Origin of the sequence: Variovorax sp. EL159 (assembly GCF_900100965.1) — a bacterium.
GTDB lineage: Bacteria > Pseudomonadota > Gammaproteobacteria > Burkholderiales > Burkholderiaceae_C > Variovorax.
Window position 1 is genome coordinate 837888 of record NZ_FMUJ01000001.1, and the last position, 12875, is coordinate 850762.

A 12875-nucleotide genomic window follows, 5' to 3' on the forward strand; every position below is an offset into this window, starting at 1 on the left:
GACGAGGGCCGGCGTTACTTCAGCGCCTTGCCCTGCGTCGCGCCCAGCGGCGTGTGCAATTGCGAGGGCACCCACGCGCCCGTGTTGTCGTCGCGCCCCTGCAGCAGGTAGCGCGTGTCGGCCTTGCCGTAGTTCTGCACCGCCAGCGCCGAGAACTTGCCGATGTCGGTCTTCGGGTCGCGCAGGCGGTTCACGATCAGCACCTTCTTCGTGTCGGTGAAGTCGGCCATCATGTTCTGGTCGCCTTCGCTGTCGCCGGCCACGAAGCTCGGGCCGTAGCCGTACTTCGTGACCAGGAAGCGCCGGATGTTCTTGGTCTTGCCCGGCCCTTGCGTCTGGTCGTAGCCGCGGCGGAACTCGGGCTGGATCACGCCGTTGGCATCGCGCTCCAGTTCCATCGCCAGCACGCGCTCGGGCGGGTTGTTGTAGCCGAAGGCGGGGTTCGACGAAATCTCCTTGATGACGTCGACGAACGATGCCGAGCACACCCACACGTCGAAGCCCGCGTTGCGGAAGGCCGCGTACAACGCTTGCATCTCGGGTTGCAGCCGCAGGCCATTCTTCCAGCTCACCGAGACCACGCCGGCACGGCCGGGCAGCGCAGCGGGCGATGTCCACTTGACCTTGGTGATGGGCTCCTTCAGCTGCCATGCCACGGTGTCGGCCGTGAGTTTGCGCACCTGTGCCTCGGTCATGCCGGCGAAGAGGTAGGTGACCCAAGGGTAGGCGGTGTCGTGGTCGAAGGTGTCGCCGATGGCCTCGTAGAGATAGCGCACCTTGGTCGTGAAGGCCGAGTAATGCGGGCTCAGCGCCACCACCGCCAGCGACTGGTCGCCCTTCAGGCCCTTGTAGTTCTGGTAGAGCCAGGTGTAGCTGGCCACGATGTCGGGCACCACGCGGTCGATGTTGACGGGCTTGCCGGCCGCGTTGTTGTACGCGGGCAGGAAGTCTTTCTTGGGGATGTTCTTGCGCAGCGCCACTTCGAGCTGCGCGGGCGTGGCGCCGAAGACGAGGTTTTCGAGCTGGTAGATCAACGAGGCTTCCTCGATGTCGAGGAAGACGCTGGTGTTGTCCCAGTCGAACACCACGTAGGGCGGCTTGGCGGCGTTGTAGCCCGCGCTGTCCTTGCCGAGGCTGGCGATCAGGCCATTGATCTGCGCGCGGTTGAAGGCGTCCCATTGGCCGGGTGCCAGGCCCTTGGCGGGCGAGAGGCTGGCGCAGCCGGCGGTGACGAGCGCGGCGGCCATTGGCGTGAGAAGGACGGTTCGGCGTTGCATTTGTGTTTTTTCCTGTAGTTTTGAAGGAGCGGGCGAAAAATGACGAGCGTACGAAACGCTCGTGACAGTTCCGGGTCAGTCCGCCGCTCAGCGGGGCAGCGGTGGTGCGGGGCGTTGCTCGAGCACCGCGAGATCGCTCTCGTCCTTGAGTTCGACGCCGGTCAGCCCCCGGCGCAGCGACTCTCGCATCAGCCATGCCAGCTTGAACGCGGCGGCCTCGCAGGGCAGGCCCTCGGGCCGCACGTTCGAGATGCAGTTGCGCTCGGCGTCGTGCCGCCCGCGCTGGGGTGAATGGGTCAGGTAAACGCCGAGGCTGTCGGGCGAACTCAGGCCCGGCCGCTCGCCGATCAGCATGACCGAGAGCATGGCGCCGAACAGCTCACCCACCTCGTCGGCCAGCGCCACGCGGGCCTGCGTGGCGATGACCACGGGCGAGAAGCGCGTTTCGGGCGGCAGGTGCGCGCGCAGGGCCGCGAGCAGCGGCGCGGCATGGCGCGCCACCGCGAGCGAGGAAAGACCGTCGCCGATGACGATGCAGACATCGCAGCCATAGCGCCCGATGGCGCGCAGGCGGCCGCCGTCGTCTTCATCGAGCTGGCGGCCCAGGTCGGGGCGGCGCAGGTAGGTGGTGCGGTCGGCGGCGCGGCTGCGGGCGCGCGCCACCTCCCAGTGCTGCGCGCGCAAGGTGGCGTCGAGCGCATCGACGTCGAGCGCCGCGTGAATCGCGTCGCGCGCCATCGCATGCGCCCAGCCGAAGCGCAGGGTTTCGTCGGTCGGCATGCCGGCGCCGGCACGGCCGAGCGCCAGGCGCGCAGGCGTGGCCGAACGCCATTGCGCCCACGGGTTGGGTGTGACGGATTCGCTCATTGCGCAAGTGCCTTGAGCCCATCCATGCCGGCCAGCAGCCGGTTGGCGGAGGGCGGTGCGAGTTGCCCCGCGGCATTGGTGATCTGCATGCGCTGCAGCCAGGCCTCGAACTCGGGCGCGCGCTTCAAGCCCAGCGTTTCGCGCAGGAACAGCGCGTCGTGGAACGAGGTGCTCTGGTAGTTGAGCATCACGTCGTCGGCACCCGGAATGCCCATGATGAAGTTGATGCCCGCCGTGCCCAGCAGCACGAGCAGGTTGTCCATGTCGTCCTGGTCGGCTTCGGCGTGGTTGGTGTAGCAGATGTCGCAGCCGATGGGCAGGCCCAGCAGCTTGCCGCTGAAGTGGTCTTCGAGCCCGGCGCGAATGATCTGCTTGCCGTCGTACAGATACTCCGGCCCGATGAAGCCGACCACGGTGTTGATGAGAAAGGGCTTGTAGCGCCGCGCCAGCGCATAGGCGCGCACCTCGCAGGTCTGCTGGTCGACGCCGAAGTTGGCATTGGCCGACAGCGCGCTGCCCTGGCCTGTCTCGAAGTACATGACGTTGTTGCCGATGGTGCCGCGCTGGAGCGACAGCGCCGCCGCATAGGCCTCGTCGAGCAGCTCGGGCGTGACGCCGAACGAGAGGTTCGCCTTCTCGGTGCCGGCGATGGACTGGAACACGAGGTCGACCGGCGCGCCCGCTTCCGCGAGCCTGAGCGTGTTGGTCACGTGCGTGAGCACGCAGCTTTGCGTGGGGATCTCGAAGCGCTGGATGACCTCGTCGAGCATGCGCAGCAACTGGCCCAGCACGGGCATGCTGTCCGAAGCCGGGTTGAGGCCGATCACCGCATCGCCCGCGCCGTAGAGCAGCCCATCGAGCGTGGAGGCGGCCACGCCGCGCAGGTCGTCGGTCGGGTGGTTGGGCTGCAGGCGCACGGCCAGGTGGCCGGGCAGGCCGATGGTGTCGCGAAAGCGCGTGACCACGCAGCACTTCTTCGCGACCGAGACCAGGTCCTGGTTGCGCATGAGCTTGGACACGGCCGCCACCATCTCGGGCGTGAGGCCTGGCGCCAGTGCGGTGAGCGTGGCAGTGGTGGCTGCTTCCGACAGCAGCCAGTTGCGGAAGTCGCCGACCGTGCGGTGCGACACCGGCGCGAAGGCCTGCGCGTCGTGGCTGTCGATGATGAGCCGCGTGATGTTGTCGCTCTCGTACGGAATCAGCGCTTCGGTCAGGAATTGCTTGAGCGGCGTGTCGGCCAGCACATGGCGCGCCGCCATGCGCTGCTGCGCGGTGGCTGCGCCGATGCCCGCGAGGTAGTCGCCCGAGCGTGCCGGGCTGGCGAAGGCCATGACCTGCCGCAGGTCGTCGAAGGCGAAGACCTGTTGGTCGATGGTGGTGCGGTAGCGCATCTTTCTGTCAGGCGGCGTTGGTCGAGGACAGCATCTCGTCCGGCGCGGCCGCCTTGCGCTGCGCCGAGGTCAGCAGGAAGTAGCCATAGGCCGCGCCCATCAGCACGAGGAACAGCACGGTCAGCATGAAGTTGAACCACACCATCGCGCCCAGGCACACCACGCCCAGGCCGAGTGCGATGGCCGGGAACACGGGGTAGAAGGGCGCGCGGTAGGTGCGCAACAGGTCAGGCTCGGTGCGGCGCAGCTTGAACAGCGCGGCCATCGAGATCAGGTACATCACGATGGCCCCGAGCACCGCCATGGTCACGATGTTGGCGGTAAGCGTCTGGCCGCCGAACTGCACCCATTCGTCGCTGAAGATGGCAATGACACCGATGACCCCGCCGGCCAGCAGCGCGCGGTGCGGCGTGTCGAAGCGCGGGCTGAGGCCGGCGAAGTAGCGCGGCAGGTAGCCCGCGCGCGCCAGCGCGAAGATCTGCCGCGAGTAGCCCATGATGATTCCGTGGAACGACGCGACCAGCCCGAACAGCCCGATCCACACCAGCATGTGCAGCCAGCCGCTGTTGTCGCCCACCACCGCTTTCATGGCCTGTGGCAGCGGATCGTTGATGTTCGCGAGCTTGCGCCAGTCGCCCACGCCGCCCGCGAAGATCATCACGCCGAAGGCCAGCACCACCAGTGTGACGATGCCCGTGGTGTAGGCGATGGGAATGGTGCGGTGCGGGTCGCGCGCCTCTTCGGCCGCCATGGCCGCGCCCTCGATGGCAAGAAAGAACCAGATCGCGAACGGGATCGACGCGAAGATGCCCGAGATGGCCGCACCGTTCAGCACGCTGCCGCCGGCCCAGCCGTTGGCCACGAAGTTCGCCATGGTCCAGCCCGGCGTGACCACGCCCATGAACACCAGCAGCTCGACGATGGCCAGCACCGTGACGAACAGCTCGAAGGCCGCGGCGATGCCCACGCCGATCCAGTTGAGCCCGATGAAGATCACATACGCACCGAGCGCGAACCACTTCGGGTTGATGCCCGGGAACTGCACGTTGAGGTAGGCACCGATGGCCAGCGCGATGGCCGGTGGTGCAAAGACGAATTCGACCAGCGTCGCAAAGCCCGCGACGAAGCCGCCATGCGGCCCGAACGCGCGCCGCGCATAGGCGAAGGGCCCGCCCGCATGCGGGATGGCCGTCGACAGTTCGGTGAAGCTGAAGATGAAGGTGGTGTACATGGTCGCCACCAGTACCGTGGCCACCAGAAAACCGAGCGTGCCGGCGGTGTTCCAGCCGTAGCTCCAACCAAAGTATTCACCCGAGATGACAAGGCCCACCGCGATGCCCCAGAGCTGGATGGGACCCAGAACCTTCTTGAGATGACCGGTGCCGGCGTGCATGCCCGGCGTGGCTTCGGTGGCGTTCATGCGACGTCCTCTCTTCGTGAATGTTGACAGTGCACATTCGGCAAAGCAAGGGCTGTTCCACGAGCTACATCGGGCTACATGGAGGCGACGCAGGCGCTGGCCATAATCGGGGTCTTTCAATCCCCGAGGTGTTTCGTGAAGTCCTTTTTCTGTGCCGCTCTCGTGTCCGTCTTCGCCATCCCCGCAGCCTTTGCGCAATCTGCCCCGGTGACCACGCCCAGCGGCCTGATCTACCAGTCGCTCAAGGAAGGCACCGGCGCATCGCCCGCCGCCACCGACACGGTCAAGGTGCACTACCGCGGTACCTTCCCCGACACCGGCAAGGAATTCGACAGCTCGTACAAGCGCGGCGAACCCACCGAGTTCCCGCTCAACGGCGTGATCCCGTGCTGGACCGAAGGCGTGCAGAAGATGAAGCCCGGCGGCAAGGCCAAGCTGACCTGCCCGCCGTCGATTGCCTACGGCGCGCGCGGCGCGGGCGGCGTGATTCCGCCGAACGCGACGTTGAATTTCGAAGTGGAACTGGTGTCGGTCACGAAGCGCTGATCGCTTCGCGCAGCTTCGATCAACCTGGCTGGTACTGGTACAGCCAGGTCTCCGTCAACGTCTGATCCCCATTCTTCAAATACAGCCGCATGTCGATCGGCTCCGTGCCCTCGGGCGTGAAGTCGAACTGCGCGCGCCAGTGGCCGGGCACGCCATTCGGCACGGCTTCGGCAAAGACGTACGAGAACTTGCCGCGCGAAGCCGCCAGCACCACCTCGGGCTTCACACCGAAGGGCACGGTGGTGAGGGGCTGGCCGATGAACTCGACCATGAACTTGCGCACGCCCTGTGGGCGCGGCTGGCCCGGCTGCCCACCGCGTCCGATGCGCGTGGCCACGCAGTGCGCCAGCGGTGACGGAAAGGGCTCCTGGTCGGTCCAGTACAGGCGGTATTGCAGGCTGTAGCTGGCACCCGCCTTGGCATCGGCCTTGGGCACCCAGAAGGCGACGATGTTGTCGTGGATCTCGTCGTCGGTCGGAATCTCGATCAGCTGCACCGAGCCTTCTCCCCAGTCGCCCAGCGGTTCAATCCACAGGCTGGGGCGCTTGTCGTAGTTGACGCCGTCCTGGTAGTGGTCGAAGTTGCGGTCGCGCTGCAGCAGGCCGAAGCCGCGCGGCTTGGTGTCGGCGAAGGCCGAGGCGCGTGTCTGCGTGGGGTTGTTGAGCGGGCGCCAGATGCGTTCGCCCGCACCGTTCCAGATGGCCAGGCCGTCGGAGTCGTGCACCTCGGGGCGCCAGTCGATGGCGGTGGGCTTGGTGGTCTCCGAGTACCAGTACATCGACGTGAGCGGCACGAGGCCCAGGCGGCCCACGTCGCGGCGCAGGAAGAGGCGCGAGTCGATGTCCATGAGGACGGCCTTGCCGCGCTGCATCACGAACTTGAAGACGCCCGTGACGCTCGGGCCTTCGAGCAGCGCGTAGACCGTCATCGAGGTGGTGTTGCCGGCGGCCGGGGTCTCGAAGTAGAAGCGCGTGAAGTTGGGGAATTCCTCGGGCTTGTCGGGCACTGCCACGTCGAGCGCGATGCCGCGCGCCGACAGGCCGTACTGGTACAGCTCGCCGATGGCGCGGAAGTACGAGGCGCCGAGAAAGGCGACCCAGTCGTTCTTCTGCCAGTCGAGCTTGCTCTGGTCGCCCAGGCGGCTTTCCTGCAGGCGAAAGCCCGCGAAGCCCGCGCCGGCCGGCAGCGCGCGCGCCGGGCTGTCGGGCGGCATCGAGAAGTAATCGGGGCTGTAGAGCACCTCGCGCGCGAAGGCATCGCCGTCGGAGTTTTCGAGCACGTGCATGCGCACGGGCGTCTGGAAGAAGCGGCCGAGGTGGAAGAAGGTGACGGGAAAGGCACCCGGGCCATCGCGAAAGAGCGCATTGGCGGGGTCGAACTTGATCTTGCCGTGGGCGTCGTAGTCGATGCGGTCCAACACCTCGGGCGCGAGCGGTTGCGCGGCCGCATAGGGTTGCGCGGCCAGGCGCTGAGCCTCGGCGACGAGGCTGTCGAAGGAGAAGGGCGAAGGCTGGCTCAGTTGCAGGCCGTTGGCGGCCAGCGCCTCCGTGGGAAGTCCGAGGGCGGCGAGTGCGGCGGCGGCACTGCCAGCGGCAAGGAAGGATCGGCGATCAAGCATGTGGTTCTTGAGGGTTGCGAGTCTTTGGGGGAACACGGGGAACAGGAGAACGAACGACGCGGGCAGGCACCCCATGGAGGCACCTGCGCCCGGAAAAATCATCCTAATGCAGCGAGGGCCAGCCAAGCCTGCATGGGATTTTCCGCGACGGGGAACAGCGCCCAGCTTGACCGGGCCGCAGGCCGCGCGGCGTCAGCCATTCCGCGCAATCGGGGCCGGACAAAGCCGGACAAAGCCCGGCATTCGGAAAATTGTGCGTTTATGTATCGGCCGGGTCGGTGGCACGCAGTGAATACACCGCATAGATCGGCACGCCGAGCAGCAGCAGGACCATCGGCGCGAACAGCGTGTAGGGCAGGCCCATGCCTTCCAGCACCCGGAAGGTGGCGTCGAGGTGCAAGCGGGGGTGGGGCTGCGTCAGCTCGGCGGGCCGGCGCAGCCCCCAGCGGAATTCCGCGCCGGTGGTGCGCACCGAGGGGTGCTGCCTGGCGCGCCCGACGGCCAGCCAGCACATCGCATCGAAGGCCAGCACCGAGCCCGCGGGCGCACGCTCGCCGAAGGTGGTCAAGACGGCTTGCACCTGCTCGGGCTCCAGGTACATCAGCACGCCTTCGGTGAAAAGAAAAACCGGCTGCGCATTGCGCTTGCGCGGCAACGACAGTTGCTCCCACCAGTCGGGCGCGGTCAGGTCCAGCTCGCAGACGTCATGGCGCGGGTGGGTGTCGGGCAGCAGCTCGCGGCGCAGTTCAAGCACCTCGGGGAGGTCGGCGTCGGTCATGCGCGACTTGCCGTCGTCCAGCCACTGGAAGTAATGGCTCAGGCCGCAGCCCATGTTGACCACGCGGGCACCCGGATGCTGCTTCAGGAAGTCTTGCGCCAGGGCGCGAAAGCGCCGCGTGCGCGCCAGGATGCCGTAGATGGTGGCCCGGTCTTCCGGCAGCGGCTGCCCGTCGTCGCGGATCTGCTCCAGGATGCCGGCCGCGTAGGCGTCGCGCACGGCGACCTGCGGAAACATCGCGTCGCCCGAGGCGCGCGCGGCGAGCGGAATCCGCAAGGTGGAAGGAACGGCCGACAAGCTCCGTGCGGGTTTGCGGGCGGTCATGAATGCGGGAGGAGGGCCATGCGCAAAGTCTGGCCGCTCCCGTGGCAGCCGGCAAGTCAGACTTTCGTTCAGCCGGCCGGCGCGGAGCGTGCGTCCACGTAGGCCCAGGCTTGCAGGCCCGATGCCAGGGTGACGCGCTCGCGCCGGTAGTCGGCCACCTCGTAGGCGTCGGCATGCGCCAGTTCGGCCGGCGTGACGGCGAAGACGGCACCGTCCACGCCGTCTTGCGGCACGCCGCTGGGCGCGACGATGGGGTGGTGCGTCTTGCCGCTGGTGGCGACCACTGCCGCGTCCTTGATCTCGAGCTGCGCCAGGCGATAGCCCGGCAGCCGGTCGAGCTGGCCGGCCAGCTTGCGGCCGAAGGTGGCCAGCTGCACCGACTGCAGCTGCAGCGTGCCGTAGGAGAAGAGGCGTTCGGTGGTGGCGGTGTCGGCCGCTTCGGTGCGTCCGGCTTCAGGTGATGTCATGGGCGAAAGAGTCCAGGTTCATGGGCGCGCGGCGGGCTTGCCGCGCTGGCGTGCGAGATGGCGATAGATGGTGCTGCGGTGAACGCCCAGGCGGCGCGCGGCCCTGGCGACGTCATGGTCACAGGCCTTGAGCGCCTCGTCGATGGCATGGCGCGTGATGGCGACCAGCGGCTCGGCAGCTTGCAATGCAGGCCGGGCATCGGCGGCCGTTGCGCCGTGCGGTTGCACCGGCGGCGTGCCGTGCCGCAGGTGCGCAGGCAATGCGGGCGCGTCCACCGAATCTCCGGGGTCGGCCAGCGCGACGATGGCGCGCAGCGTGCTGCGCAGCTCGCGCACATTGCCGGGCCAGCGGTAGGCCGCAAGCGCCTCGAGCGCGTCGTCTTCCAGCCGCAGGTGCTTGGCCGCGCCGCCCGATTCGAGAAAGAGCCGCGCAATCAGCGCATGCCGGTCACTGCGTTGGCTGAGCGAGGGCAGGGCGACGCTGAAGCCTGCCACGCGGTACATCAGGTCGGCGCGAAAGCGCCCGGCCTCGACCAGCGCCGGCAGGTTGCCGTGCGTGGCGCAGACAAGGTCGAAATCCACCGCCACGCCCTGGCCACCGCCGAGCGGCGTGACCACGCGTTCTTCCAGCACGCGCAGCAGGCGCGTCTGCAGCGCAAGCGGTATCTCTGCGATCTCGTCGAGGAACAGCACGCCGCCGTGGGCCTCGCGGATGCGGCCCGCCATGCCCTTGCGCCTGGCGCCAGTGAAGGCGCCTTCCTCGTAGCCGAACAGCTCCGACTCGATCAGCGTCTCGGGCAGCGAGGCGCAATCGACCGCCACGAACGGGCCCGCGCCGCGCCGGCTCGTGGCATGCAGCCGGCGGGAGAACACCTCTTTGCCGCTGCCGGTTTCTCCGTTCACCAGCACCGAGACGCCTTCGTTCAGCACCCGCACGGCACGCTCCAGCAGCGGCAGCACGGCGTCGGCTTCGGGTGCCCGCGGGCTATCGGGCGCATGCGCGCGCCGGCTTGCCGTGCGTGCGCTGCCCGGTGTGCTCGAGCGTTCCATCACCGTGGCGATCTGGCGTCCGCCCGGCAGGGTGAGCAGGCTGCGCCGGTGTTCCATGCGCGGCCAGTGCGGGCCGAGAAAGTCGCGGACGTCGAGGTCGAGCAGGCCTTCCCATGACCGGTCGAACAGTTCGAGCGCAACGCGGTTGGCTGCGACGATCCGCCCGCCCTCGATCACCATGAGCCCTTCGCGCGCAGTGCCGATCAGCGCCGGCCGCGCATGAAAGCGCAGCACATGGCCGCCGGCTTCGGCCAGCATCATCCGGTGCTCGACCTGCTGCGCGGCCATGCGGACCAGGCCCAGCGCATGCGGGTTGACGCGCGCGGTTTCGCCCGAGATGTCGAGCGCGCCCGCCAGCTCGCCGCGCCCGGTGAAGATGGGGGCCGCCGCGCAGCCCAGTGCGCCGTTCTGCGCCAGGTAGTGTTCGCCGCCCAGCACCATCAGCGCCTCGCGTTCCATCAGCGCAGTGCCGATGGCATTGGTGCCGCGATGGTCTTCCGACCATTCCACGCCGGGCTGCAGCGCAATGCGCTCGGCCTTCGGCAAGAAGTCGGGGCTGCCGATTTCTTCGAGGATCAAGCCGCTCGCGTCCGACAGGATCACCACGCAGCCGTTGCCGACCGCATGCTCGGCCAGCCCGTCGAGTTCGGGTTGCGCGCAATTGAGCAGCCGCATCGCCTGTTCGCGCCGTTCGCTCAACAGTGCCAGCGCCATCGGCTCGGGGTCGATGCACAGGCGGTCGACCGGCCGGCTGCGCTGCCACGAGCGCGAGATGTGCGGCGCGATCCATGGCGCGGGGTCGCGGCCCTGCCTGAAGAACAGCTCGCGAGCCTGCTCCACTCTGACCGATGGCAACTGCGCTTCACTCATGCGTGTCTCCGGTGGGTTCCCGTTGTTTCGCGTCTTCGCTGCGTCGTATTCGCCTTATGCGACATCCTAGTCGCTATGTTCGCGCATGCATGTCGCAGATTGCGAATGGAAACCCTCTGCGGCACCTTGTTGCCACGAGGAAGTACTCAGGGAATGTCCTGATCCGCGCGGGTACGTGGCTTGCGGTTGTCAGCGCGGGTCGCCGCATGTCGTGGCGCCACCACCACCAGCACATGGAGACAAGTCATGGACATGCTTGAACCGGGCAAATTCGGCACTGCGGTGCCGTTCAAAAAGCGCTACGGCAATTTCATCGGCGGCGAATGGGTCGCACCGGTGGACAACCAGTACTTCGAGAACATCACGCCCGTCACCGGCAAGGTCTTCTGCGAGGTGCCGCGTTCCACGGCGGCAGACATCGACCGCGCGCTCGATGCGGGTCACAAGGCCAAGGGCGCATGGGGTCGCAGTTCGACCACCGAGCGCGCCAACATCCTCAACAAGATCGCCGACCGCATCCAGGAAAACCTGCCCATGCTGGCGGCCGCCGAAACCTGGGACAACGGCAAGCCGCTGCGCGAAACCATGGCGGCCGACCTGCCGCTGGCCGTCGACCACTTCCGCTACTTCGCCTCGTGCATCCGCGCGCAGGAAGGCGGCATCAGCGAGATCGACCACGAGACCTTCGCGTACCACTTCCACGAGCCCATCGGCGTGGTCGGCCAGATCATTCCGTGGAACTTCCCGATCCTGATGGCGGTGTGGAAGCTGGCGCCCGCGCTCGCGGCCGGCAACTGCGTGGTGCTGAAGCCGGCCGAGCAGACGCCGGTGTCGATCCTGGTGCTGCTGGAGCTCATCGCTGACCTGTTGCCGCCGGGCGTGCTGAACGTGGTCAACGGATTCGGCGTGGAGGCGGGCAAGCCGCTGGCGTCGAGCAACCGCATCGGCAAGATCGCCTTCACCGGCGAGACCACCACCGGCCGGCTGATCTCGCAGTACGCGAGCCAGAACCTGATTCCGGTCACGCTGGAGCTGGGCGGCAAGTCGCCCAACATCTTCTTCGCCGACGTGATGGACAAGGACGACAGCTTCTTCGACAAGGCGCTCGAAGGCTTCGCGATGTTCGCGCTGAACCAAGGCGAGGTCTGCACCTGCCCGAGCCGCGCGCTGATCCAGGAGTCGATCTACGACCGCTTCATGGAACGTGCATTGAAGCGCGTGGCTGCCATCAAGCAGGGCAGCCCGCTGGCGATGGACACGATGATCGGTGCGCAGGCCTCGAGCGAGCAACTGGAAAAGATCCTGTCGTACCTCGACATCGGCCGGCAGGAGGGCGCGCAGGTGCTGATCGGCGGCGAACGCGCCAGGCTCGAAGGCGACCTGGCCGATGGCTACTACGTGCAGCCGACCGTGTTCAAGGGCCACAACAAGATGCGCATCTTCCAGGAAGAGATCTTCGGCCCCGTGGTGTCGGTCACCACTTTCAAGGATGAAGAAGAGGCGCTCTCCATTGCCAACGACACGCTCTACGGCCTGGGCGCCGGCGTGTGGAGCCGCGACATGAACCGCGCGTTCCGCATGGGCCGTGGCATCCAGGCCGGCCGCGTGTGGACCAACTGCTACCACCACTACCCGGCGCATGCGGCCTTCGGTGGCTACAAGCAATCGGGCATCGGGCGCGAGAACCACAAGATGATGCTCGACCACTACCAGCAGACCAAGAACCTGCTGGTGAGCTACAGCGAGAACAAGCTGGGCTTCTTCTGAGCGCCGCAGGCATGGCCGCCCCGCACGTGCTTTGCATGAAGCCCGTGCGGGGCTTTTCGACATCCGCAAGAAAGCCACCATGACGCAAGAAGTCCTGCGCGTGACCGCGACCGATGCGGCGCTGGCGCTCATCGAGAAGCTGATCGCCAAGCACGGCCCGCTGATGTTCCATCAGTCGGGCGGCTGCTGCGATGGCAGCGCGCCCATGTGCTACGCCCGCGGCGAGTTCATCGTGGGCGACTACGACCGCTTGCTCGGCCACATCGGCGGCACGCCGTTCTACATTAGCGGGCCGCAGTTCGAGTACTGGCAGCACACGCAACTGATCATCGACGTGGTGCCGGGGCGCGGCGGCATGTTCTCGCTGGAAGGGCCAGAGGGCGTGCGCTTCCTGACGCGTTCGCGGCTGTTCACCGACGCGGAATGGGCCGTGCTCGAAGCCGAGGAAGCCCGGTAGGCGCCTGCCCCACGGCGGGTAAAAGTCGGCCCGGCCGCTTGGC

The 12875-nt window shown here is 67.3% G+C and carries 11 protein-coding genes; 3 read left to right on the plus strand and 8 right to left on the minus strand.

What is annotated here, in order from left to right; all coding sequences use genetic code 11:
• Nucleotides 1–14: 14 nt before the first annotated feature.
• The 4 genes from BLQ28_RS04000 to eat form a co-directional block, all read right to left on the minus strand.
• Nucleotides 15–1277, minus strand: a complete 1263-nt coding sequence (locus BLQ28_RS04000; protein WP_093237238.1) for an HAD family hydrolase — start codon at nt 1275–1277, stop codon at nt 15–17.
• Nucleotides 1278–1364: 87 nt separating this feature from the next.
• Entirely contained in the window at nt 1365–2144 is a 780-nt protein-coding gene (gene eutC / locus BLQ28_RS04005; RefSeq protein ID WP_093237239.1) for an ethanolamine ammonia-lyase subunit EutC, read from the minus strand.
• Nucleotides 2141–3535 (minus strand): ethanolamine ammonia-lyase subunit EutB, encoded by a 1395-nt coding sequence (locus BLQ28_RS04010; protein ID WP_093237240.1) that lies wholly within the window; start codon nt 3533–3535, stop codon nt 2141–2143. Before BLQ28_RS04010 ends, eutC begins: the two co-directional genes overlap by 4 nt.
• A 7-nt stretch (nt 3536–3542) precedes the next feature.
• On the minus strand, nt 3543–4955 hold the full coding sequence (eat, locus tag BLQ28_RS04015; RefSeq protein ID WP_093237241.1) for an ethanolamine permease: 1413 nt from the start codon (nt 4953–4955) through the stop codon (nt 3543–3545).
• Between the two features lie 135 nt (nt 4956–5090).
• On the opposite strand from eat, the gene BLQ28_RS04020 reads away from it, so the two are divergent.
• Nucleotides 5091–5501 carry an FKBP-type peptidyl-prolyl cis-trans isomerase gene (locus tag BLQ28_RS04020; protein WP_093237242.1) on the plus strand — a complete coding sequence of 137 codons (411 nt, stop codon included), beginning with the start codon at nt 5091–5093 and terminating at the stop codon, nt 5499–5501.
• A 19-nt stretch (nt 5502–5520) separates the two neighbouring features.
• On the opposite strand, the gene BLQ28_RS04025 is transcribed toward BLQ28_RS04020, so the two are convergent.
• From BLQ28_RS04025 to BLQ28_RS04040, 4 genes are all read right to left on the minus strand, one after another.
• Complete coding sequence (locus tag BLQ28_RS04025) at nt 5521–7119, minus strand: OpgD/OpgG family glucan biosynthesis protein (RefSeq protein ID WP_093237243.1); 1599 nt, start codon at nt 7117–7119, stop codon at nt 5521–5523.
• 259 nt (nt 7120–7378) lie between these two features.
• Nucleotides 7379–8221, minus strand: coding sequence for a class I SAM-dependent methyltransferase (locus BLQ28_RS04030; RefSeq protein ID WP_093237244.1), 843 nt, complete (start codon nt 8219–8221; stop codon nt 7379–7381).
• A gap of 68 nt (nt 8222–8289) precedes the next feature.
• On the minus strand, nt 8290–8688 hold the full coding sequence (locus tag BLQ28_RS04035) for a gamma-glutamylcyclotransferase family protein (protein ID WP_093237245.1): 399 nt from the start codon (nt 8686–8688) through the stop codon (nt 8290–8292).
• Nucleotides 8689–8706: 18 nt separating this feature from the next.
• A complete protein-coding gene (locus BLQ28_RS04040) occupies nt 8707–10608 on the minus strand; it encodes a sigma-54-dependent Fis family transcriptional regulator (protein WP_093237246.1) in 1902 nt (633 codons plus the stop codon).
• A 246-nt stretch (nt 10609–10854) separates the two neighbouring features.
• On the opposite strand from BLQ28_RS04040, the gene adh reads away from it, so the two are divergent.
• Both adh and BLQ28_RS04050 read left to right on the plus strand, forming a co-directional pair.
• Nucleotides 10855–12375, plus strand: coding sequence for an aldehyde dehydrogenase (adh, locus tag BLQ28_RS04045; RefSeq protein WP_093237247.1), 1521 nt, complete (start codon nt 10855–10857; stop codon nt 12373–12375).
• Nucleotides 12376–12454: 79 nt separating this feature from the next.
• Nucleotides 12455–12832: a DUF779 domain-containing protein gene (locus tag BLQ28_RS04050; RefSeq protein ID WP_093237704.1), complete on the plus strand. Its 378-nt coding sequence runs from the start codon at nt 12455–12457 to the stop codon at nt 12830–12832.
• The last annotated feature ends 43 nt before the right edge of the window (nt 12833–12875 follow it).